At 58.5% G+C, this 21,128-nt stretch carries 17 protein-coding genes and 3 tRNA genes; 10 read left to right on the forward strand and 10 right to left on the reverse strand.

Annotated features, from left to right (window positions below):
• Positions 1–72 precede the first annotated feature (72 nt).
• Positions 73–1,800, forward strand: a complete 1,728-nt coding sequence (argS, locus tag C1719_RS07090) for an arginine--tRNA ligase (RefSeq protein WP_102374464.1) — start codon at positions 73–75, stop codon at positions 1,798–1,800.
• Between the two features lie 158 nt (positions 1,801–1,958).
• On the opposite strand, the gene C1719_RS07095 is transcribed toward argS, so the two are convergent.
• Positions 1,959–3,995: a Na+/H+ antiporter gene (locus C1719_RS07095; protein WP_102374465.1), complete on the reverse strand. Its 2,037-nt coding sequence runs from the start codon at positions 3,993–3,995 to the stop codon at positions 1,959–1,961.
• Positions 3,996–4,325: 330 nt separating this feature from the next.
• Here C1719_RS07095 and C1719_RS07100 point away from each other — a divergent pair, with 330 nt between their 5' ends.
• A complete protein-coding gene (locus C1719_RS07100; protein ID WP_102375968.1) occupies positions 4,326–5,237 on the forward strand; it encodes a diacylglycerol/lipid kinase family protein in 912 nt (303 codons plus the stop codon).
• A 17-nt stretch (positions 5,238–5,254) separates the two neighbouring features.
• On the opposite strand, the gene C1719_RS07105 is transcribed toward C1719_RS07100, so the two are convergent.
• Positions 5,255–5,797, reverse strand: a complete 543-nt coding sequence (locus tag C1719_RS07105) for a DUF1836 domain-containing protein (RefSeq protein ID WP_102374466.1) — start codon at positions 5,795–5,797, stop codon at positions 5,255–5,257.
• Positions 5,798–5,946: 149 nt separating this feature from the next.
• Between C1719_RS07105 and C1719_RS07110 the strand changes: the two genes are divergently transcribed.
• The 3 genes from C1719_RS07110 to C1719_RS07120 all read left to right on the forward strand — a co-directional run bounded on the left by C1719_RS07110 (position 5,947) and on the right by C1719_RS07120 (position 7,210).
• The gene (locus C1719_RS07110; RefSeq protein ID WP_245874411.1) at positions 5,947–6,807 is read left to right on the forward strand and encodes a DegV family protein; all 861 of its coding nucleotides are present in this window, start codon (positions 5,947–5,949) and stop codon (positions 6,805–6,807) included.
• Positions 6,808–6,972: 165 nt separating this feature from the next.
• Positions 6,973–7,049, forward strand: a tRNA-His gene (locus C1719_RS07115).
• Between the two features lie 85 nt (positions 7,050–7,134).
• Positions 7,135–7,210 (forward strand) — tRNA-Lys (locus C1719_RS07120).
• 68 nt (positions 7,211–7,278) lie between these two features.
• On the opposite strand, the gene C1719_RS07125 is transcribed toward C1719_RS07120, so the two are convergent.
• Positions 7,279–7,710 (reverse strand): MarR family winged helix-turn-helix transcriptional regulator, encoded by a 432-nt coding sequence (locus C1719_RS07125; protein WP_102374467.1) that lies wholly within the window; start codon positions 7,708–7,710, stop codon positions 7,279–7,281.
• 233 nt (positions 7,711–7,943) lie between these two features.
• Positions 7,944–8,315, reverse strand: coding sequence for a hypothetical protein (locus C1719_RS07130; RefSeq protein ID WP_245874413.1), 372 nt, complete (start codon positions 8,313–8,315; stop codon positions 7,944–7,946).
• 214 nt (positions 8,316–8,529) lie between these two features.
• Here C1719_RS07130 and C1719_RS07135 point away from each other — a divergent pair, with 214 nt between their 5' ends.
• On the forward strand, positions 8,530–9,105 hold the full coding sequence (locus C1719_RS07135; RefSeq protein ID WP_102374468.1) for a DUF4230 domain-containing protein: 576 nt from the start codon (positions 8,530–8,532) through the stop codon (positions 9,103–9,105).
• A 109-nt stretch (positions 9,106–9,214) separates the two neighbouring features.
• Here C1719_RS07135 and C1719_RS07140 read toward each other — a convergent pair whose 3' ends face one another.
• A complete protein-coding gene (locus tag C1719_RS07140) occupies positions 9,215–11,308 on the reverse strand; it encodes an FtsX-like permease family protein (protein ID WP_102374469.1) in 2,094 nt (697 codons plus the stop codon).
• Positions 11,298–12,080 (reverse strand): ABC transporter ATP-binding protein, encoded by a 783-nt coding sequence (locus C1719_RS07145; RefSeq protein WP_102374470.1) that lies wholly within the window; start codon positions 12,078–12,080, stop codon positions 11,298–11,300. Before C1719_RS07145 ends, C1719_RS07140 begins: the two co-directional genes overlap by 11 nt.
• A 166-nt stretch (positions 12,081–12,246) precedes the next feature.
• Here C1719_RS07145 and C1719_RS07150 point away from each other — a divergent pair, with 166 nt between their 5' ends.
• Positions 12,247–12,984, forward strand: a complete 738-nt coding sequence (locus tag C1719_RS07150; protein WP_219717837.1) for a response regulator transcription factor — start codon at positions 12,247–12,249, stop codon at positions 12,982–12,984.
• Positions 12,981–14,381, forward strand: a complete 1,401-nt coding sequence (locus C1719_RS07155; protein ID WP_102374471.1) for a sensor histidine kinase — start codon at positions 12,981–12,983, stop codon at positions 14,379–14,381. The genes C1719_RS07150 and C1719_RS07155 overlap by 4 nt, the downstream gene beginning before the upstream one ends.
• Before the next feature lie 112 nt (positions 14,382–14,493).
• Here C1719_RS07155 and sstT read toward each other — a convergent pair whose 3' ends face one another.
• Positions 14,494–15,795 carry a serine/threonine transporter SstT gene (sstT, locus tag C1719_RS07160; RefSeq protein ID WP_102374472.1) on the reverse strand — a complete coding sequence of 434 codons (1,302 nt, stop codon included), beginning with the start codon at positions 15,793–15,795 and terminating at the stop codon, positions 14,494–14,496.
• Positions 15,796–16,064: 269 nt separating this feature from the next.
• Here sstT and C1719_RS07165 point away from each other — a divergent pair.
• Both C1719_RS07165 and C1719_RS07170 read left to right on the forward strand, forming a co-directional pair.
• Positions 16,065–16,149: transfer RNA gene (locus C1719_RS07165), tRNA-Leu, on the forward strand.
• A 762-nt stretch (positions 16,150–16,911) separates the two neighbouring features.
• Positions 16,912–17,259: a guanylate cyclase gene (locus C1719_RS07170; protein WP_102374473.1), complete on the forward strand. Its 348-nt coding sequence runs from the start codon at positions 16,912–16,914 to the stop codon at positions 17,257–17,259.
• Between the two features lie 40 nt (positions 17,260–17,299).
• Here the strand turns inward: C1719_RS07170 and C1719_RS07175 are convergent, their stop codons facing one another.
• From C1719_RS07175 to C1719_RS07185, 3 genes are read right to left on the reverse strand one after another with little or no spacing between them, the layout of a single operon-like run.
• Positions 17,300–18,556, reverse strand: a complete 1,257-nt coding sequence (locus C1719_RS07175; protein WP_102374474.1) for an aminotransferase class V-fold PLP-dependent enzyme — start codon at positions 18,554–18,556, stop codon at positions 17,300–17,302.
• 42 nt (positions 18,557–18,598) lie between these two features.
• Entirely contained in the window at positions 18,599–19,036 is a 438-nt protein-coding gene (locus C1719_RS07180; protein WP_102374475.1) for a hypothetical protein, read from the reverse strand.
• A 6-nt stretch (positions 19,037–19,042) separates the two neighbouring features.
• Positions 19,043–21,115 carry an aldehyde ferredoxin oxidoreductase N-terminal domain-containing protein gene (locus C1719_RS07185; protein WP_102374476.1) on the reverse strand — a complete coding sequence of 691 codons (2,073 nt, stop codon included), beginning with the start codon at positions 21,113–21,115 and terminating at the stop codon, positions 19,043–19,045.
• Positions 21,116–21,128 lie beyond the last annotated feature (13 nt).

Genomic DNA, 21,128 nt, shown 5'->3' on the forward strand with positions numbered 1-21,128 from the left:
ACTTTCTCGATCGTAAAGATGGTAAAATCTATTGCAACTGTACGGTATCAGCTTACGATTGAAAGAAGCATCATGCAAATTCGCGAACAACTTGAACTCGTGGTGAACGATGCCCTGAAGGACGCCTTGGCGAAAGGGGCTCTTGAACTGGACGAAGCGCCTTCGGCGGCTTTGGAGCGCCCTCGCGACGAATCCAACGGCGATTGGGCTTCTACGGTGGCGATGCGCTGCGCTAAGCAGGCGAAGAAGAACCCCCGCGAAATCGCCCAGATCATCGTCGACCATCTTCCCGAGAACGATCTGATCGAATCTGTCGAGATCGCAGGTCCCGGCTTCATCAACATCCGCCTTACCCCCGCTTCGTATCAAAGCGTGCTCTTCGATGTGCTCGTGCAAAAGGAGAACTACGGCAAAGGCGAGATCCCGGAGGGCATGCGCTACGTGAACCTCGAGTACGTTTCCGCCAACCCCACAGGGCCCATGCACGTGGGTCACGGCCGTTGGGCGGCGCTCGGCGATGCGACGGCCCGTGTTATGCGCCATGCGGGCTACGACGTGTACGAGGAGTTCTACATCAACGATGCCGGCGTGCAGATGGACCTGTTCGGCAAATCGGTCGCCTGCCGCTACCTTCAGCTTCTCGGCCAGGATATCCCCATGATCGAGAACGGCTACGGCGGAGGCTACATCAAAGACATCGCCCAGGGCATTATCGATCGCGATGGTGACAAGTGGGTCGATGTCGACGAGGAAACCCGTACGGTTGAATTCCGCGAGATCGCATATGCCGAGATGTTGCAGCTTATGAAAGATACGCTTGCGGGTTTCGGCAACAAATTCGATTGCTGGTTCTCCGAGCGCAGCCTCTACGTCGACGGTCCCGACGGCACGAGCCCGGTATCCCGTTCCATCAAGGCCATGGACGAGAAGGGCTACGTCTATGAGAAAGACGGTGCCACCTGGTTCCGTTCGACCGCGTTCGACGATGAGAAAGACCGCGTCATGATCAAGGAGAACGGCGAGTTCACCTACTTCATGAGCGATGTGGCCTATCACTACGATAAGCTTTCGCGCGGGTTCGACCACCTCATCAACATCTGGGGCGCCGACCATCACGGGTACGTGAAGCGCTGCGAAGCCATGCTCGCCGCATGGGGCCGCCCCGGCGCCCTCGAGGTCATGCTCGGCCAGCTTGTGAACCTGTACCGCGACGGCGAGGCCGTCCGCATGTCCAAGCGCACCGGCGAGATGATAACCTTTGCCGAACTCATCGACGAGGTCGGCGTCGATGCGACTCGCTATCTGATGCTCTCGCGTTCGCAGGATCAGCCGATCGATTTCGATATCGAGGTTGCCAAGAAGAAGGATGCCTCCAATCCCGTCTACTACGTGCAGTACGCCCATGCGCGCATCTGCTCGATCCTGCGCAAGGCCGCGCCTGCAGGGGATGCCGAGGCCGTCGTGGCCGGCACGAAGAGCATGGACGAGCTCATCGAGAAGCTTTTCGCCGACGAAGCGGATCTCTCCTTGCTGACCCATGAATCCGAGATTGCCCTTATGCGCAAGATGTCGGAGTTCGGCGAGCTTGTATCCGACGCCGCTCGCGATCGCGCCGCGTTCCGTCTGACGCACTACGCACAGGATCTTGCAGCTCTGTTCCATCAGTTCTATACGAACTGCCATGTGCTCGGCGAGGACAAGGAGCTCGAGAAGGCGCGTCTGAGCCTCGTCAACGGCACGCGCATCGTGCTTGCCAAGGCGCTCGATCTGCTGGGTGTATCGGCGCCTGCTCAGATGTAGCAGCTTATCGCCGGGCGATCGAGGCTCTGAAAGGAGTGCTTGCGTCTGCGCGTCGGCTTGAAGCCATTGCAACGACAGGAGGCCCGTTTTGCGGGCCTCCTTTTTAACGCGCGGCTGCCGGGTTTCGGCATCGCGCTTGCACGGGCCGTGCAAGCGCCCTAGATGCGCTCTTCGAGGTCGATCTGCATGAGGTAGACGTTTTCGCGCAGGCGTTTCGCCGCGAGACGGCTCAAGCGCCCGGCGTCGTACATCGATTGGATTTGCTCGAGTTCGAGCTTGAGTCCGGTTTGCTCGACGGCCGCCGCATCCGAAACGCGCTTCGTGATGGCGGTCACGCTCGGACGCGAGGCGCGCAGGGCGGCAAGCGTGCGCTGGTACTCGAGTATGAGCTCGCTGACGTCTTCCGTGGGCGCTTCGGGGCTTGCCATCTCCTCGCGCAGCTTGGTGACGGCGTGGTTGCCTGTGGCGATTTGCAGGCTTCTGAGTTCCTCGGCGTTTTGGGACGAGGTCTTCCCGGGAAGTGCATGGGTGATGCGCTGCCAGATGGCACGGGAGAACAGGCCGAATCGGCGAATCGCGTTTCTTCTTACCCAGCTGTACTCATGGTGATGCTTGATGAGGTTCTGCACGTAGGCCAGGTGGTTCATGTGTTGGTAGCCGATAACGGGGTCGATATCGTTTCGGTCGATGAGCTCCAAGGTGTAATCTTGCTCCCAGCGCAGCGCTTTGATGCGCAATTCCTTGTTCGGTTCGATTTCTATATCGTTGGTGTCCTTGATGCGGTTGATCCGATCGTTGTACGATCGGATGATTTTTTGGGTTGCGCGTCTGTTCTCGGGCGTTTGCTTGGAGGTGAGCTCCTCGATGACCGCGCGGTATATGTCTATGACGGCATTCGCCTCGTCTTCATCGAGGATGGCGGTTCCTTTCGTTTTATCGGCTTTCGGGGCGATGAGCGGAACGATGAACGTGGCGATGAGCAGCGTGCATATGATAACGCCCGATGCGAGAAAGATGATGTTGGATCGATGGGGGAATGCGTTTCCGAGATCTCCGATTTGCGCAGGTATCGTCATGACGAGCGAGAGGGTGATGGCACCGCGTGCGCCCGAAAGCGTCATGATGAGCAGCTCGCGGAAATTGAGCTTCCCAAGCGTTTGCCGGGAAAGCTTTCGCTTGCTTTCAAGCAGGTTCATGCAGACGAGCCAGATGAATCTCAGGAGATGGAGCGCGACCGTTATGAGGAGGATCCAGACGATCAGTTCCTGGTTGCTCGGAACGGGGTTGTTCCAGGCGTTGCGCATTTGGTCGGGAAGCTGTGCGCCCAACAACACGAACACCACGCCGTTCAGCGTAAACGAAAGGACTTTCCATACGCTGCTTGAAACGATGTTGAGTCGGGATACCTGGGGATCCATTGTCCGGGGCGAGATGATGCCGATGAGGCCTGCGGCCACGACGGCGAGGATGCCGCTCGTTCCGAACTCGTTGGCTACGAGGTAGACGATGAACGGCGTGAACACTTCGAAGAGCACGTGAAACGTCGTGTTCTCGAGGCCGAGGGAGCGGACCCTGCGGATGATGAAGTTTGCGAGATATCCCAGCACGATGCCGATGAGGATGCCGCCGAAAAAGCTGAAGAGGAAGCTGACCGAAGCGTCGAGCAGTGAAAACGCGCCGGTTACAACAGCTGCCAGAGCGAACTGGAATGAGACGATGCCCGATGCGTCGTTGATGAGCGACTCCGCTTCGAGGACGTTTTTCTGCTGCCGTTTGATGTTGATGTCTTTGGAAAGCGAGGCGACGGCGACCGCGTCGGTGGGGCCGAGTGCCGCGCCGAGCGCGAATGCGGCCATAAGCGGCATCGAGGGAATGAGCCAGTGTACGTAAAAGCCGACGGCGAGCGCCGCGACAAGCACGAGGCCGATGGCGAGTGAGATGACGGGTCTGCGGTTCTTCCATAAGGCGGTTTTGTCGATGCTTTTCGACTCGTCGTAGATGAGCGGAACGATGAACAAGACGATGAACAGGTTGGCGTCTATGTCGATCTGGATGGTCGACTCGGACAGAAGCGCGATTATCACGCCGAGGCCGATTTGGATGAGGGGCGAGGAAACTTTTGGAACAACCTGATCGATAACGGAAGATAGAAGGACAGCGGCGAGAATCAATAATCCTAACTGCACTGCTTCCACGTGTCATTCGCTCCAATCGTTGTGCGCTTTGCGCATGCCGCGTTCGTTCAGGCGGCCGCATGCCATGCGGCCGGGATTCGACGCTCATCTGCAAAGGGAGTTGCCACTATCGATAGTATTCTACCGTAGCGGTGGGCGAATCGGCGGCGGGAAGGTGAAGTTTCGCAGAAGGATCTCACGCGCACCTGCCTGCGGGACGCTGCGGCTTTCGCCTAATCGGTCTGCGGGCATGGCTCAAAACGGGTAAAATACTGAAAGCATCGTTTCTTGGAAGCCTTCGGTCGACCGAAGGCCCTTGCGATCCGAACGGCTTCGATATCAGGAGGTTTCATGGTGCACCTGGGCAAAACGTTGCTGGTGGCGAACCCTGTCTCCCAGAACGGCAATGGTGCGGTTGCCGCCCACCGTGCAGGCGAAGCGCTGCGCAGCAGGCTCGGGGAGGATCGCTTCGACCTCGTGATGACCGAGGCGCCTGCTCACGGGAAACGCATTGCCGAAGAGTCGGCCGGCTACGATACGGTCGTAGCGCTGGGGGGAGATGGGCTGATTCACGAGGTGGTGAATGGGCTCATGTCGATCGGCGAAGCGGAGCGGCCCGCTTTGGGAGTGCTTCCCATGGGATCGGGAAACGATTACGCGAGGACGCTCGGCCTGTCGTTCGACCTCGAGCGCTCTCTGAAGCAGCTCGAATCTGCGCGTCCGCGCCTTTTCGATCTCGGTTTGTGCAACGGAGAATACTTCGCCGAAACGCTTTCTTTCGGGCTTGACGCCGCCATCGCCCTCGATACGGTCGAGCGGAGGAAGCGAACGGGGAAGACGGGGACGCCGCTTTTTCTGGCAAGCGGCATCGATATGCTTCTGCATCATATCAAGGAGTATCGTTTCACCGCGAGCCTTGATGGGGGAGAGCCGTTCGAGAGCAGCATGCTGTTGTTCGCCGTTCAGGTTGGGCCGACTTACGGGGGAGGATTCAGAATCTGTCCTGAGGCGAAGACGGATGACGCGCTGCTTGATTTATGCATAGCTCATCCGCCCCTCGGCATACCGAAGGCGGTTTTCATATTTCTTCTTGCGAAAGACGCCCACCATACGGGATTCAAGCAGCTCGAATTCAAGCGGGCGTCGATGCTCCGCATCGAGTTTGACGAACAGCCTCCGGCCCAGATAGACGGGGAACCGATTCCGTCGCTTACCTACGATGTGTCGGTCGCCGCACATGCGTTGCGCGTGCTTGTGCCGTAAAACCCGTGCAGGGCGCCTTAGGAGGTTGCAGACTGCTCTATGGCCTGCAGGCTCGCTTTGATGTAGAGGGTGTAGGCGACGGCTGCCGTCGATGCTTTGACGAGATCTCTTTCGAAATCTCCCTGACCTGAGGACCCGGTTAAGCCGCAGGGGCTTTCGCCGGTGCCTCCGAACAGCGCTTTGACGGCGTCTTCGAACGCATCGCAGTAGTAGTCGTAGGCGATGTCCGTTTCGAAGCTGGCGATTTGCGAGGCGATGAGCTTTTCAATTTCCGCGATCGAAAACGTTTGTTTGAGCGTGCAGATGACGATGAGATAAGCTATGTGGCTGCGCGTGTATTTTTTCGAGCGAGCTGCCGCCAAGACGCCTTGCTTGACGTAGTTGTTCACCATCGACGAAGTGATGATCTTCTCGCTGTCGGGATAGAGGGGCTCGAGGGTTTCCTCGAGATAGCCGAGCAGCTGATCCATGTACAGTTCGATGCGGGGGATTTCGCCGTACCGTGGAAGGGTGAAATCTTTGAGTTTTGCGGCGTATTGCGTGTGTGCTACCGATGCCATAAAGCGCTTTCCTTTTCTTTCGTGCAGACGACGAGCATACCAAGCAATCCGCATTCAGTCAATTACGAGAAACCCTTGACAGGTATTCGATCAGTACGTAATCTAGTTTTAATAACCAGATCATGTAGCAATAAAAATAAGTAGGTAGGATGATGAAAAATACTGAGATCGCCTTGATAATCGATTCGTGCACGGATGTTCCTGAGGATCTCATCGAATCGTACGGCATGTACGTCGTTCCGCTGACCGTCAACTACCGCGATGGGAGCTACCTTGACAAGGTGACCATCACGCCTCAGCAGGTGTACGATCGGTTTGCGGAGGAAATCCCCACGACTTCGACCCCGTCGCCCGCTTCGGCCAAGGAAGTGTTCGAACGGGTTGTGGCCGACGGATTCAGCAAAGCGGTTGTCGTGACAATATCGAGCGGGCTTTCTGCGACCTACGAGCTTCTGTGCTCGACCGCCGGGGAATATCCGGAACTTGACACCGTCGTGGTGGATACCAAGAATATCGGCATGGGGGCGGGGCTCTCGGCCATACGGGCGGCGAAGCTCATCGAAGAAGGGGTCCCTTTCGAGGAAATGGCCGGGCGCATGGCTGACGTGGTCGAGAATACGAAAGTGTACTTTTGCGTCGATACCCTTGAGTATCTGCATAAAGGCGGCCGCATCGGTTTGGTCACGTTCGCCGTGGGCAGTCTCTTGGACATGCGTCCCGTCATCAGCTGCAATGAGGAAGGCGTTTACTACACCGTATCGAAGGCGCGTGGCCGCAAGCAATCTCTTCGCAAGGCGCTTTCCGTTGCCGAGAAGTTCGCGGCGGGCTTCTCCGAGTGCGCGATCGCCGTCGTGAACGGCGATGCGGTCGATGAAGCCGAAGAGGTACTTGCCAGCATGGTGGCGGAGGTGCCGAACCATTCCGCCGTCTACGATGGGCAGATCAGCCCGGTTCTCGTGGTCCATACCGGTCCCGGTCTCATTGGCATCGGGGTTCAGGGGATAGCGTAAGGCAATGGATTCCGACGTCCGAACGATGGTGCCGAACGCAAAAAGCGGCAAGCGGGCAGGGCCCTCTTTCGGGCAGCCCACGTGCGCAAACTGATTTTTTATCAGTATGGGAATTCGGTCTTGCGCAGGGAAGTGAAAACCCCTATACTAATCGCTTGCGCCTTGGTGGCTATAGTTCAGTTGGCTAGAACGCCAGATTGTGGCTCTGGAGGTCGTCGGTTCGAGTCCGATTAGCCACCCCAGCGCGTTTTTTTGAAAACTGCTTGCACGTTTCCCGAGCTTGCATTACAATAGCTCGGCGCGATTGTGCGGTTGAAAACTTTATAAGGACCGTTAGCTTAGTTGGTAGAGCAGGGGACTCTTAATCCCAAGGTCGAAGGTTCGAATCCTTCACGGTCCACCATGAAAATGCATTGGCCGGAGACTTTCGTATCCGGCTTTTTTCTTATGAAGCCTATGAAAGCCTCTCTGTTACAGCGCAAAGGTTTTGATGTAGCCCTCATCTTCGACGATGGCATCGGTAACGCGTATGAACGCCGCGATATCCTCCTCCGAAATAAGGTTGGTGTAGCGTTGCTTGGCCGCATCCAGGTGGGCGTTCACGCGGCGCGTCAGCGCCTTGCCGTCATCGGTGAGCTCTATGCGGAGCCGCCGCCCGTCAGCGGGGTCGTGTTTGGCGTGCACGCAGCCCTGCTCTTCGAGCAGTGAAACGAGCACTCTGACGTTTTGATAGGAGCAGCGCAGATGATCGGCGAATTCGCCGAGCGTCGGAGCGCTGTCGAAAGACGAAAGCGCCGACAGCATCATAAGCTGCCGTCCCGTGTAGGGTCCGATGGAAACGCGGTTTTCTTCTTCGACGCTTTCGTGCAACTGTTCGAAGCTGCTGATAAGATTGTCGATCATGCGATTGCCTTCCCCCGAAGTTGTCTTATTGTATCTCGCTACAGCGGCGGGTCGGCCAATTGTTAGTAACTGGTTACCAAAACGATGATTTCGAACTGCGGGGGCCTGCGGGTTTTGGCAGAATGCTCGAAGATCAGTTTGACTGGGCGGGATCGGCGCCGTTCGGGCGTCCGGCGCTTCGCTGCGCATCCGATCCGCCTTCGAGATTCGCGCGGCATCGGTGCGTTTCTGCGCTACAGGTATTTTCTCGACGGCCGTCGTTTGCGAGGCTTCTTCGGTTCGCGAAAATCGAGCTCGATCTGATCGCCGCAAAGCTCGTCCTTTTTCTTTTTGAGCTTCACTTCATCGATAACCCAGCTCACAGCTTCCTTGCCGAAGAGTTCGAGCATTTTTATACGGGCATCATGGGCGTTTTTCTTCGACGAGGCACGATGTTCGCTTTCGAATTCGAAGTAGCCTTTCGTGGGAGACTCCGTGACGGGCGAGGTGTAGTGCGCGATATAGGTTTGGACCCCCGGCTCTTCGGGGGCAGAAACGGCAGGGGCCGTTTTCCCTCCGATGTCATCGGGCTCGAGATCGAACAGCGTGTCGATCATGTCGTCCATCCAGATCCTTTCCTTCTCGCGTCCTCGAGGTTGCTATTGTATCAGCAACTCGCTGGTTGCCGTCCTTTTTCCGCAAAGCTTCCGTGTGCGGTGATATGTGATTGATCTGGTGACGGTTTGGCATCCGTTGGTTGAGGCGGGCTGTTCTTGTTTCGCCCGCATGGTAAGGTATGCGCGAGAAACGAATGCAGGCACGAGAGAAAGATACCACACCATGAAAAAGATCCTTATCGGCGTCGGCGCCGTCGCCTTGGTGGTGCTCGGCTTCGTCGGAGCCCAGATGTGGAACAAGGCGATGGAGCCGAGCGTATCCCTTTCGGCTACTTCGATTCAGGAGCAGCTCTCCGAATCGAGCGAGCTTACGACGTCGAAGCTCGACTACCGAGGTCTTGTCCGCTACGAGAACGGCGATATCGACTTTCTGACGAAGAAGGGCTTCACGATGGTCTACGATGCCGAGGTGCGGGCCGGCGTCGACCTGTCTCAGGCGTCGGTCGAGCTCAACGGACGGTCGATTACGGTGCAACTGCCCATGGCGGAGGTGCAGGCAATTTCCATCGATCCCGATTCGATCGAGTTCTACGACGAGGCTTTCGCGCTGTTCAATTGGGATAACAAGCAGGATACGACCGAGGCGCTCGTGCTCGCCAAGCAGGATGCCGAGGGCAAGGTCGATCAGGTGAGCATGATCGACCAGGCGAACAACCAGGCGAAGACGGTTGTCGAGAGCCTTCTCAGGCCGTTTACGCAAGGCGAGAACGCCTATACGCTTACGGTTGTACAGCAGTAGGAGCGAGTTTTCCTCGATGCCCCGATGCTTGTGCGGGCCTGGAAATCGACCCCGAGCCGAAGCCGGCATCGGGGTCGATTTGCGGTTGCGGCCGGCGGGGGCGATTCCGCTACGCCGAGCGTGCGAGGCGCCGCGCGCTTGCATACGTGATAAGGAAGTAAGCTCCGTATACGATGAAGAATGCAACTGCGCACATGACGGCCATCCGGCCGATGTCGAGGTGTCCGAAAACGGCTACCACATCGGTGACGACGGCGAGTGCGCAGACCGAGTGCGCGATGGCGAGCATGAGCGGGAACGCGAAGTAGATGGCGATCTGGGCGAACAGGGAGCGGTCGATCATCCCCTCGGGCGTTCCGAGCTTGCGAAGCAGCCCGTAGCGGCGTGCGTTATCGCTTGCTTCGGAAAGCTGCTGGATGGCGAGGATGGCCGCGCACGCCATGACGAGCACGAACCCGATGTAGACGGCCAAGTAGGCGATGACGGTGGAGAGTCCGACGCTCTGGTCGAGCACCGACTGGTGCGTGAGCGTCATCGAAAGCGGCCAGGTATCGGCGGTATCGGTGTCTTGGATGGCATCGCAGATTCGCTCGAACTCGGCTTCCGCCTCGTCTGAGACGCACTGTACGTCGAGCAGCGAATAGCCGTGCATGGCGCTTGAGGGCATGGCTTCGTCGGGGATGACGAGCGCGCCTGTGTTCATGGGAAACGGAGTGGTCTCAAGGTAGCGGTCGTCGAACTGCGCAAGGGAAAGCGAAGCGTCGCCGATTTGAAAGGACGGGGCCGCCTTCACCAGATCGCGGTAGTAGTCGGCGAGCAGATCGGAGTCCGATATGATCGCGCAGGTGCCCTCGTCAAGTACGATGGCCGGTTTTCCCGCAAGTTCGAGCGCTCTGTTCGCCTGCGAAAGCGAAAGCAGGTAGATGGGGTAGGCGCCGTAGCCTTCGCTGATCGCTTGGCCTGCGTAGTCTTTGGCGGTTTTGCCAAGAGCGGCATCGAGGTCGTCGAATGTGATGCTGTTCTCGGCATCCACCATGAAATCGATTTGCGCAGCGCCTTCGATAAGCGAGCCGATATCGCCTTCGCCGAGTGCGTCGGCGCTTTCCTCGAGACCCCGCAGCATGTCGTAATCTTTCGATGCGGCGAATTCGCCGAAGCTGCCGAGGTCCTCGGCGAGGTAGCCGTCGTTGGCGTTGTAATAGCCGAATACCGTACGGGCCGTTGCGCTGTACGAAGTTGCCTTCTCGATGCCCGCCGTCATCGTGTTGCAGATGCCGATGCCGCCGCATACGCTTGTGATGGCAAGGAAAAGCGTGATGCAGATCACCGACATCGAAAGAAACGTCGTATTCACCTTGCTGTTGAGCTGCCGCAGGGTGAACATGTTGAGGCCACGCAGGTAAACGGGGCGGATGATCTGGATGAGGCGAAGAAGGAACCCCGAAAGGGAATAGAAGAACAGGACCGTGCCGATGCAGACGAGCGCGGTTGCCGCCGCAAATTCAGGCGAGGGTTCGAGCAGTCCGTTTTCGATCAGCAGCTTGTAGGAGATGCCGATGATGATGCAGGAGACGATGAAGAGCACGAGCGAGAGCGGAAGGCTGCGAAGCTTCATCACTTCGTTTCTGCTGTCCGCGTGCAAAAGGTCGATGAGCTTCGCCTTCATGATCGTGCGGGAGTTCGCCAACGCTGCAATCAGGAAGATGGCCGCGAATACGGCGAGCGTTTTCAGAGCCGCTGCCGCCGAGAAGCCGAACACGAACCCCGGCACGTCAACCGCGAACAGCGATGCGGTGAGGTAGAGGAGCGCCTGCGAGAAAAGCGTGCCGAGCAACAGGCCGCCCGCAAGCGATGCTGCGCCGACGATAAGGGTTTCGAGCGCCGTGATTTTGATGACGTCAGACTGGCGCATGCCCAGGCACAGATACATCCCGAATTCTTTTTTCCTTCTTTTGATGAGGAAGCGGTCCGCGTAGATGACGAGGAAGGCGAGTATTGCGACGATGAACACCGAAACGCCGTTTATGACGATGCCCAAAAGCTCCATCATCTTGTTCGCAGTCCCGATAAAGCTCATCGCTTCCTGATCGGTGATGGAATTGAACGCGTAGAAAACCGCAACGCCGAGCAAAATCGTGATGAAGTACACTCCGAAGTCGCGGATGGACTTGCGGACGTTTCCGAAGGCGAGCTTAGCATGCATCGGATTGATCGCCCCCTATCTTCGAAGTGATGGCTACGATTTCGCCGAAGAAATCCTTGCGATCCTTGTGTCCGCGTTTGAGCTGGCCCCACAGCTTGCCGTCTTTGATGAACACGATGCGCCCGCAGTAGCTTGCGGTAACCGGATCGTGCGTGACCATAAGCAGGGTTGCGCCGAGCTCGTTGAGGAGTTCGAACGTATCGAGGAGCTGGGCCGCCGATTTGGAGTCGAGCGCGCCGGTCGGCTCGTCGGCAAGGATGAGGCTCGGGTGCCCGACGGTGGCGCGCGCTGCGGCGACGCGCTGTTTCTGCCCGCCTGAGAGCTGGTAGGGGTACTTGTTGAGCGTATCGCTTATGGAGAGCTTTTCGGCAACGGCGCGCACCCGCAAGTCGATTTCGGATGCGGCGACTTTCTTTATGGTGAGGGAAAGCGCGATGTTCTCGAAGGCGGTGAGCGTATCGAGGAGATTCGAATCTTGGAAGACGAAGCCGAGCCGATCCCGTCGAAACGCCGAAAGCTCCCGCGATCCGAGCTTCGTCACGTCCTGCCCATCGATGGCGATGTTTCCCGAGGTGGGCGAGTCGATAGTGGCGATGCAGTTGAGCAGCGTGCTCTTGCCCGATCCCGACGGACCCATGATGCCGACGAATTCTCCCGCTTCAACGAGGAAGCTCACATCGTCGAGCGCTTGCGTCGACGATTCCTCGCGCCGCGCGTTCGATCCGTATCGTTTCGAGAGGTTGCGAACCTCCAGCAATCCTTGGTGTGCCATTGCGATCCCTTCTCATATGCCCGTCGGGCGCCTTGCATTGCGGGTTCTCAGGTTATCGGGCGTGCTTTACGGGGTCCTTCGCGCATCCTTACATCTTCCTTACTTCGTTTTCAACCGCTTTCGGTGCGGGCTGCGTCATGGTTTAATACGTACAAGGAAGGATGCCATGCAAAACGAAGACGCATATCTCACGCGAAAGCGCATCATGCTCGTCGATGACGAGCCCGGTCTGCTGCGCATGCTCGAAACCATTCTTTCCCAGGCGGGCTTCGATGCCGTGATCTCGTTCGGAGATCCCCGCGAGGCGCTTGCGTACTGCGAAAGCGCCTCAGGGCAGGCGAACCCGGCGCATCTGCTCGTCCTCGATGTCATGATGCCCGGGATGGATGGCTTCGCGCTTCTGTCGAGGGTGCGCAAGATCGGCTGCTACGCGCGCACTCCCGCTATGTTTCTCACGGCGAAAGACGAGCCCCGCGACAGGCTTTCCGGACTTGGCCTCGGCGCCGACGACTACATCTCGAAGCCGTTTCTTCCCCAGGAGCTCACCCTTCGCATCAAGGCCGTTTTGCGACGCTGCTACGCAGACGAGAATCCGATGCTCGAACTCGCTGCCTGCCGCGTCGACCTCTCGAATGCCGAAGTGCTGCGCGAGGATGGGTCGAGCTGCATGCTCACTGCCAAAGAACACGAGATACTGAGCGTGCTTGCGCGCAATGCGGGAAGGATCGTGACGATCGATTCGATTTGCGATGCGTGCTGGGGCACGACGTTCGGTTACGAGAACTCGCTCATGGCCCACATACGGCGTCTGCGCGAGAAGATCGAGGCCGATCCCTCGTCGCCCGTATCGCTGGTAACGGTTAAGGGGCTTGGCTACAAGCTCGTCGAAGGCGAAAGATCGTGAAGAGCTTTCCGCGATTCTTCACGAAGCAGCTGTTGTTGTTCGCCGCACTGGCGTTTTTCATCGTGGTGGTCGATCTTGTGCTGTACGTTGGAATCGCCATGCACGAATCGGACGTCAACTTCTCCGAACCCTCCGTCGTCGTGAAAACCGTGTCGGAGGCCCTCGTTGCCGAAGACGGCGGGGAAAGCTACGCGTTCGGCGGCGATGCCGCGCAGCTGCTCGACGAGAAGGACGCCTGGGCCCTGCTCATAGGCCCCGATGGGAATCTGCTGTGGAAGTACAAGGCGCCCGATGAAGCGGTCAAGGATTATTCGCTTAACGACGTTGCCCTGTTTTCCCACTACGGATACCTTGAAGATCGACCTTCGTTCATATGGTCGCGCGACGACGGGCTGCTGGTGGTGGGCTTTCCGGCATCGAGCTACTCCATGTACTCGACGATGGGGTTTCCGCGCGAAGCCATCGGCCGGGTGCCCCTCTACGTGCTGCTCGTACTCTCGGCCGACCTGCTGATTTTCTTCGTCGCCTATCTGATTTCGAAGCGGCGTACCGTGAAGAGCATCGCGCCGCTTACCGATGCCTTAGACGATCTGTCTTCGGGCCAGGCTGTGAAGGTGAACTTGGGCGGCGATCTCAAAGAGGTGGGCGAGCGCATCAACGAAGCATCTGAGATCATTCGGAAAAAAGACAGTGCCCGCGATAGCTGGATCAGGGGGATCTCCCACGATATCCGCACGCCGCTTTCGATGATCACCGGATACGCCGACGGCATCGCCGGCGATGCGGAGGTGCCGAAGCGCGTTCGCGACGATGCGGCCATCATACGCGCGCAGGGCATGAAGATCAAAGATCTGGTTCTCGACCTCAATGCGGCGTCGCAGCTCGAATACGACATGCAGCCTTTGAACGTCGAAGAGGTTAGGGTTGCGGGCCTGCTGCGGGAAATCATCGTCGAGTATCTGAACGGCGGCCTGTCGGAGAAATACACCCTCGGTCTTTCCATCGACGACACCGCCCAGGATCTCGTGCTTGTGGGAGATCGCCGGCTTTTGAAGCGCGCCGTGCAGAACCTTGTTCAAAACGCCATGGTGCACAACCCCGCGGGCTGCGCGATCGAAGTCGGTCTTCATGCGAAACGGGACGGCTCCGCCGAATACTGCTCCATCACGGTATCCGATACGGGGCAGGGCATGTCGGTGAACGATCTCATCATGCTGCAGAGCAGGATTCTCCAATCGGCTTCATCGTCCCCGAAGCAGGATGAGGCGGAGCCCCATGGTCTCGGCCTCGTGCTTGTGGAGAAGATAGTCCGGGCGCACGGCGGCATCATGCAGCTGGCGGGCGACCAGGGCGCGGGCCTTGTCGCAAAACTGTATCTGCTCATGCGCCATGGGTAGGGGAGCCGGCACCGGGCGCTCATCGGCTGTTTTCGCGTTTTGATTCAAAAAAACGAACGGATGTTTCACGTGAAACATCCGTTCGTTGCAGTTACGGTGAAGATCGCAAGCCCTAGTCGAACGCTTTTGCCTCCTCGGCGGGGTCGCTCTTTTCGATGAAGGCGCCTGCCTTGTAGGATCTGCCTTCTTTGTTCCAGGTGCGGTATTCGGCCGTTGCGGTGAACAGCACGTCGGAGGAGGAGTTGAGTCCCGTTTCGCAGGAATCCTGGATCACGCCGATGATGAAGCCGATGGCCACGACCTGCATGGCGATGTCGTTTCCGATGCCGAACAGCGAGCAGGCAAGCGGGATGAGCAGAAGCGATCCGCCCGCAACGCCCGATGCGCCGCAGGCCGACACGGCGGCGAGCACGCAGAGGATGACTGCGGTCGGAAGATCGACTGCGATGCCGAGCGTGTTGGCCGCAGCCATGGTCATGACCGCAATGGTGACGGCGGCGCCTGCCATGTTGATGGTTGCACCAAGCGGGATCGAAACCGAGTAGTTGTCTTTGTCGAGTCCGAGCTTGCGGCACAGCTCCATGTTGACGGGGATGTTCGCCGCGGAACTGCGAGTGAAGAACGCCGTGATGCCCGAGTCCTTGAGGCAGCGCAGCACGAGCGGGTAGGGGTTCTTGCGGATGCTCAAAAACACGATGAGCGGGTTTGCGACGAGTGCGATGAATATCATGCAGCCGACAAGCACGAGCAGCAGCTGGCCGTATTCGGTGAATATTTCGAGTCCGCTTGTGGAGACCGAGGTGTAGACGAGGCCGAGGATGCCGAAGGGCGCGAAGCTGATGACCCAGCGGACAACCTGGGAGACGGCGTCGGAGATGCTCGTAAACACGCCCTTGGTGCTTTCGCTTGCGATGCGCAATGCGATGCCGAGCACGGCCGCCCAAGCGAGAATGCCGACGTAGTTGGCGTTGACGAGCGCGTTGACCGGGTTGTCGACCACGTTCATGATAACGGTGGTGAGCACTTCGCCGATGCCGCTTGGCGACGCCTGCTCAACAGCATCGGTGAGCGTGAGCGTAAGCGGAAACAGAAAACTTGCCGCAACGGCGACGAGCGCGGCAACGAGCGTGCTGATAGCGTAGAGCACGACGACCGTCTTCATGGACCCATCGGAGCGTGCGTTTGCCAGGGCGCTGATGACGAGGAAGAATACGAGAATCGGAGCTACGGCCTTCAGCGCCGAGACGAACAGCGAGCCGAGCAGCGTGAGCAGTTCGACGTTGGGAAAGAATACGCCGAGTATTGCGCCTATGACAAGGCCGACGACGATGCGCTTTATCAAGCTGATGTCGTTCCATTTTCTGAATAGTTCTTTCACGAACGAAACCCCTGTCTCTTCGAAATCGCTTTCCATGCAGGTCTCGCTGCCAAATCCAGCGGCGAGACCGAACCATCATAGCAGAACGCTCGGGATTCGACCCCTTTGTTCGGTAAGTGATACCCTAAAGAAAACGTTTGGGTGCAATCAGGCGTTTCTCTGCTTTCAGCGCCCGATCGGCGATCGCTCGGTGCGCGATCTGCGTATCCGTGATGTTCTGTTGGGAAACGCTCCGATGATTTGGTATCATATCTAGTCGCGCCGCGAGAAGAGGGTTATCGCCCGTTCGGCGCGATCGCCCACGTGCGGGTGTGGCGGAATTGGCAGACGCGCCAGATTTAGGTTCTGGTGGGGAAACCCGTGAAGGTTCAAGTCCTTTCACCCGCACCATTTTCGCTTTCCCGGTGTTGTTGCCCCGAAAATTGGGAGTGTCGAGGCGCTGCCAGCTGAATTCGATAAACAAAAACACTTTCTCTCACCGAAGAGATCTCTTATTGCTTAGCACGGAGCCATATGCCGAAGGAGGCAACGAAACGTTTAGAGGCCTTGCGTCGATTGCCCGCGCAGGGCGACGAGCCACTATTGGTTGATCTTTCTTGGAGCTTCCCAGTTTTGACACTGAGAAGGTTGGTAGTGCAATGCGTAGAATGTGGCTGTATAGTAAGAACCGTTAAAACGCCCGAACGGTATGCATTGTACCTTCCTCGGGTGTTTTGCTTTGCTGTTGATACTCTCCTTGTGGCTATGATGAAAAATTGCTTATCGACTGCCCTGTATCTGCTGATAGGTTTCGAATTTACATAACGCCGCTTAGATCAACTTGATTTTTCAGGGGAGACAGTCGTGCCATTCTGCGCATCGGGCGGCAGCGGTGCGGGGCGCGCCGACGAGACCCCCATGCGCTTTGCCCCGAGGGCGTTTCGTGGCGGCCAGCCAAGCTGCTGAACGGCGCATCCGAGGTCGGTCTGCACAGTTGGACCCGGGGTTTGGATCTGTGGCAAGGCGGCTCGCCAGCACCCGTCGACGGTATGTGCTTCGTTGCGAAACGGTAGCCACCCGCAGGCTTCTGCGGCCGATGCGTCATGGTATCATACTGCCAGAAAGATGGCAGCAGAGCCCGACCGGCTCTCATGAGGACGCAAGGAGGCACGCATGATCGCAAGGCTGTACCGCATCATCCCGTTGATCGTTCTGCTTGCACTCGTTGCGCTCGTCGTGTACTTCGTCGTGTCGTATCGTTCGTCGCCCAACCGTGCCAAGGAAGTGCTCATCAAATCGTTCACCTGGTTGACGGGCATCCTATCGGGCTTTTTTGCGATCGCGAGCCTGTACGCACTCCTCGAACGGAATTATTTCGCACTCGATATCGCGGCAAGCTTCCTTGTTGTGACGCTCATTGCGCTCGGCATCGTGCTCGTGTGCAAAGCAGTGTTTCTCAAGCATCATCCGCAATACCGAAAGAAGCCGATGAGAACGGAGAAGAAGCGGCGTTTGCGGTAGCGCGTGCTTTCCGCGCGCCTTGCTCATTGTGCTTTCGTTCCTACGGGAAAACCGACATGATGCGTCGGCTGATGGTGCGTCGCGCCTCCCCGACGGCGTCGAGAAACCGATCGATCTGTTCGGGCGTATTGTAGAAGCACGGGCTCACCCTGCATGACATCTCGATGCCGAGGCGCCGATGGAGGGGTTGCGCGCAATGGGAGCCTGAACGGATGGTGATGTTTCGGGCGTCGAGCACGAGCGCTATGTCCTGCGGGTGGGTTCCAACGACTCCGAACGCGACGACCCCGCTTCGATCGAGCGTCGCATAGGGGTTTCCGTAGATCCGAACCGAATCTATCGAGCGCATCCCGTCGAGAAGCCGCGTGGTCAGCGAGCGCTCGATCTCCTCGATTTCTTCGAATCCTATCCGGTTGAGGTAATCGATGGCGGCGGCAAGCCCCACAGCTCCTGCAACGTTTGGGGTGCCTGCCTCGAAGCGCTTCGGGCCGCTTTCGAACGTCGAGTGCAGATCCTGCACCGTGTCTATCATTTCGCCGCCGAGGAGAAACGGCGGCATCGATTCGAGCAGATCGGCCTTCGCGTAAAGCACGCCGATTCCCATCGGCCCATACATTTTGTGCCCTGAGAACGCCGCGAAGTCAACATCGAGTTTTCGAACGTCAAGCGGGCGGTGAGCGACGCCTTGCGTGCAGTCGAGCACGACGACGGCGCCCATGCTGTGGGCGAGCGCCGTGATCTTCTCGATGGGAAACACCGTGCCGAGCACGTTCGAGATATGGGCGATGGCGACGAGTTTGGTTGCCGGGCCGATCTTATCTTCCATTTCGCCATCGCGCAATCTGCCGTTTTCATCGGGATAGAGGAAGACGAGCTTCGCGCCGGTTTTCTCGCAGACGCGCTGCCAAACGACGAGATTGCTGTGGTGTTCCGAGATCGGCAGCGCGATCTCGTCTCCTTCGCTCAGTCGTTCGAGGGCATAGCAGACGGCGACGAGGTTGAGCGCTTCTGTGGCGTTTCTCGTGAATACGATTTCGGAGGCGTCGGCTCCCACGAAATCAGCCACGATGTTTCTCGATCCCTCGTAGAGCCTCGTCGACGCAGCGCTTGTGCGGTATACGCCGCGATACGGGTTCGCATTGCAGTCGCGGTAGTACCCCTCGACCGTTTCGAGAACGGCCGAGGGCTTATGCGTGGTGGCCGCATTGTCGAGATAGGCGAGCGAAGGAGGCGTGCATCCGGGTTCGCCGTCCAAGGCGCATAAAGCGGGGAAATCCTTGTAGTAGCAAGAGTTCATCCGTCTCACCTGATCTTTCGTGGGCCACGTTCGCGGGTGTCGTTATTGCTTGTCGGCGGAGGCGACGAGGTCGGTCAGCTGCGCATAGCGCATGTCGATCAGCCGTCCGAGCTTCTGCACCTTTCCGTAATAGGCTTCTTCGAGCGACGTATCGTGCGCGATGGCGTCGGCGAGCACGGGATCGCGCAGGTCGTTTCTCACCCAGGCGACGAGCTTATCCATGTCGAACCAGCTGATCGCCCCTTTGCCGCCTGTCGAAAGACCCATGCCGGCGGTTCCGTAGCGCAGGAACTGGGCGGCTTCCTTCAGGCTGTAAATGTAGATGTCCCGATTGCCTGCGGCGGGGTTCATCTCGATGCCGATGAAGTGCTCTCCCCAGTCCAGTTCGCGCAGGATGTAGCGGGCTTCTTCTATTCCCGGAAGCGGAAACGAATAGAGGTCGACCACTTCCGAGGGCATGGCGAGCGTATCGTGTGCCATGGTTCATCATCCTTTCTGCAGCGCGCCTGCCGCCTCGAGGGCGTCGGCGACGTTTCCAAGGCCGTAGGATTCGAGCGTAGCGCGGGTCGGGCAGCCGGTCGAGACGTCCCACCCCTCGTGCTCGTAGAATCGGTCCTTCACGGTTTCGAAGCGCTCGCGGTCGAGCGTGCGGTCCATGCAGGTGCCGTATTCCCATTTCCCGTCTTCGAAAACCGGAAGCGGATAAGGCGCGCTCGTCGGGAGCGAATACACGAATTCGGCGAATTTCTCCTGATCGCGATGGCGTCCCTGCATGTGCCAGATGGCGCGGTCGAGCGCGTAGATCTTCTTGCCCATCTCAAGGCTCTCTTCGAACGTGATGTCGACGCCGGTGACCGCCTTGTACATGCGCGGTTCGAAATCGGGCGTAGCGGGCGTTGGATCGCCGGCTGGAGAAGCGTATTCGATGAGGTGGGGCCACAGCCAGTCGCACATGCCCATCGACTGCACCCAGAAGCGCCCATAGTGCCTCATCCACGCTACCTTTTCGATGGTCGCATCGCTGTAGATGCCCTCTTCGCTGTAGTCGAAGCACATCGGGTCGTCGAGGGTCGTCGACGCCGCCAGACGGTTGACCATCTCTTCGGCGGAGATGAGCGGCTCTTCTCCGACCATGCTGCAGATCATGGGCATCCAGTGGACATGCCAGTTGAGCCCGTGCTCGTTGACGTCGCGTTCGCTCATGATGCTCGCGTAGCTCCATTCCACTTCGAGCCTCGGATCGTAGTGGTAGAAGTAGCCCCACTGCGGATACATGAACGTGCCGTTGGCGCTGTCCTCTTCCCAGCGTCCCCATTTTTTGACGGCGCGCATGGAGCCTTCGGCAAGGTCGGCACCGATATCTTCGCGGTAGGCGATCGCCTTGATGAACGCTTCGGCGAACTCCCAGCTGCCGAACTTGTCGAAGGGAAGATTGGATTCGATTTCCTTGCCCGGCCCCATGACGCCCATCTTGTAGAGGTTGCGGCAGTACGAGATGATGCTCGTTTCGAAACCGTTCATGCCGAGCTTGTTCTGCAGATCGGCTGCCCGTACCTGGTCTTTGAGGTTGTCTGCCGACATGTAGAACAGCGACGCCGCGCACATGATGCCGTTTCCAATGCCGTCGTCGAAGTTGTGGCGGCAGTTGCGGAAGCACCCTTGGCATCCGTAGGGGCGGGAGATCATGTCGCGCGCATTCCAGTAAATTCCGTTGAAGCCGGGGTGGCGCGTGATGAAGCCGTATACCGCCGCATCGGGGTTCGGGGTTTCGAGCACAGGATCATCGACGTTGTAGGAGAACTTCTGCTGGAATTCGATGCGCAGATCGATGAGCGCGGCGGGGTCCGCTACGGGCACGCTGCCCGTGCCGAGGAAGCTGACCGCCTTGAGGTTCTTCGCGCCCCATACGGCGCCGAGTCCGCTTTGCCCGGCGTGGTGCCCGGCGTCATGGGTGATGGTGGCCGTTCGGCCGAGGTTTTCGCCGGTGGGGCCGATGCACATGACCGCGGGCTTTTGGGTGGTGCGTCCGCCGTCGCGGGTTGTGCCGACTGTATACCATTCGCCATCGGGGGTGCCTCCGGTTACGTAATCCCAGATGAATTCCTGCGTTTGGGCGGTATCAAGGCCCCAGAGGTCATCGGCGTTGCGAAACTCCACTTCTCCGTTGACCACGTTGACCCAGGTCTTTTCCGACGCCGCGCCCTTGACGACGTAGGCATCGTAGCCGGCGGCTTTGATCATTCCGGCGATGCGTCCGCCCATGCTCGAGCGCGTGAACCATTCGGGTTCGGCGAACGAGCCGATGCCCTGTATCTCGACGCGCGCGGATGCCGAGGGAACCGGCGTGCCGGAAAACGGATTTGCGCACACGGTGACCACGTTGCCTTCGTCGAAAGGCCCGACCGTCTTGTCTTCGCAAAAGTCCCAGAACAGAGCCGATCCCATGCCGTGCCCCCCTCCCCATTGCTGGTAGGGCTCCGAGCTGATGGTCTCGGCGGTCTGGCTGGTCAAATCTATGATGAGGATCTTTCCGACGAATCCTCCGGTTGCTTGTGACATTGGTATCCTCCTT

The organism is Raoultibacter massiliensis (assembly GCF_900199545.1).
Classification (GTDB): domain Bacteria; phylum Actinomycetota; class Coriobacteriia; order Coriobacteriales; family Eggerthellaceae; genus Raoultibacter; species Raoultibacter massiliensis.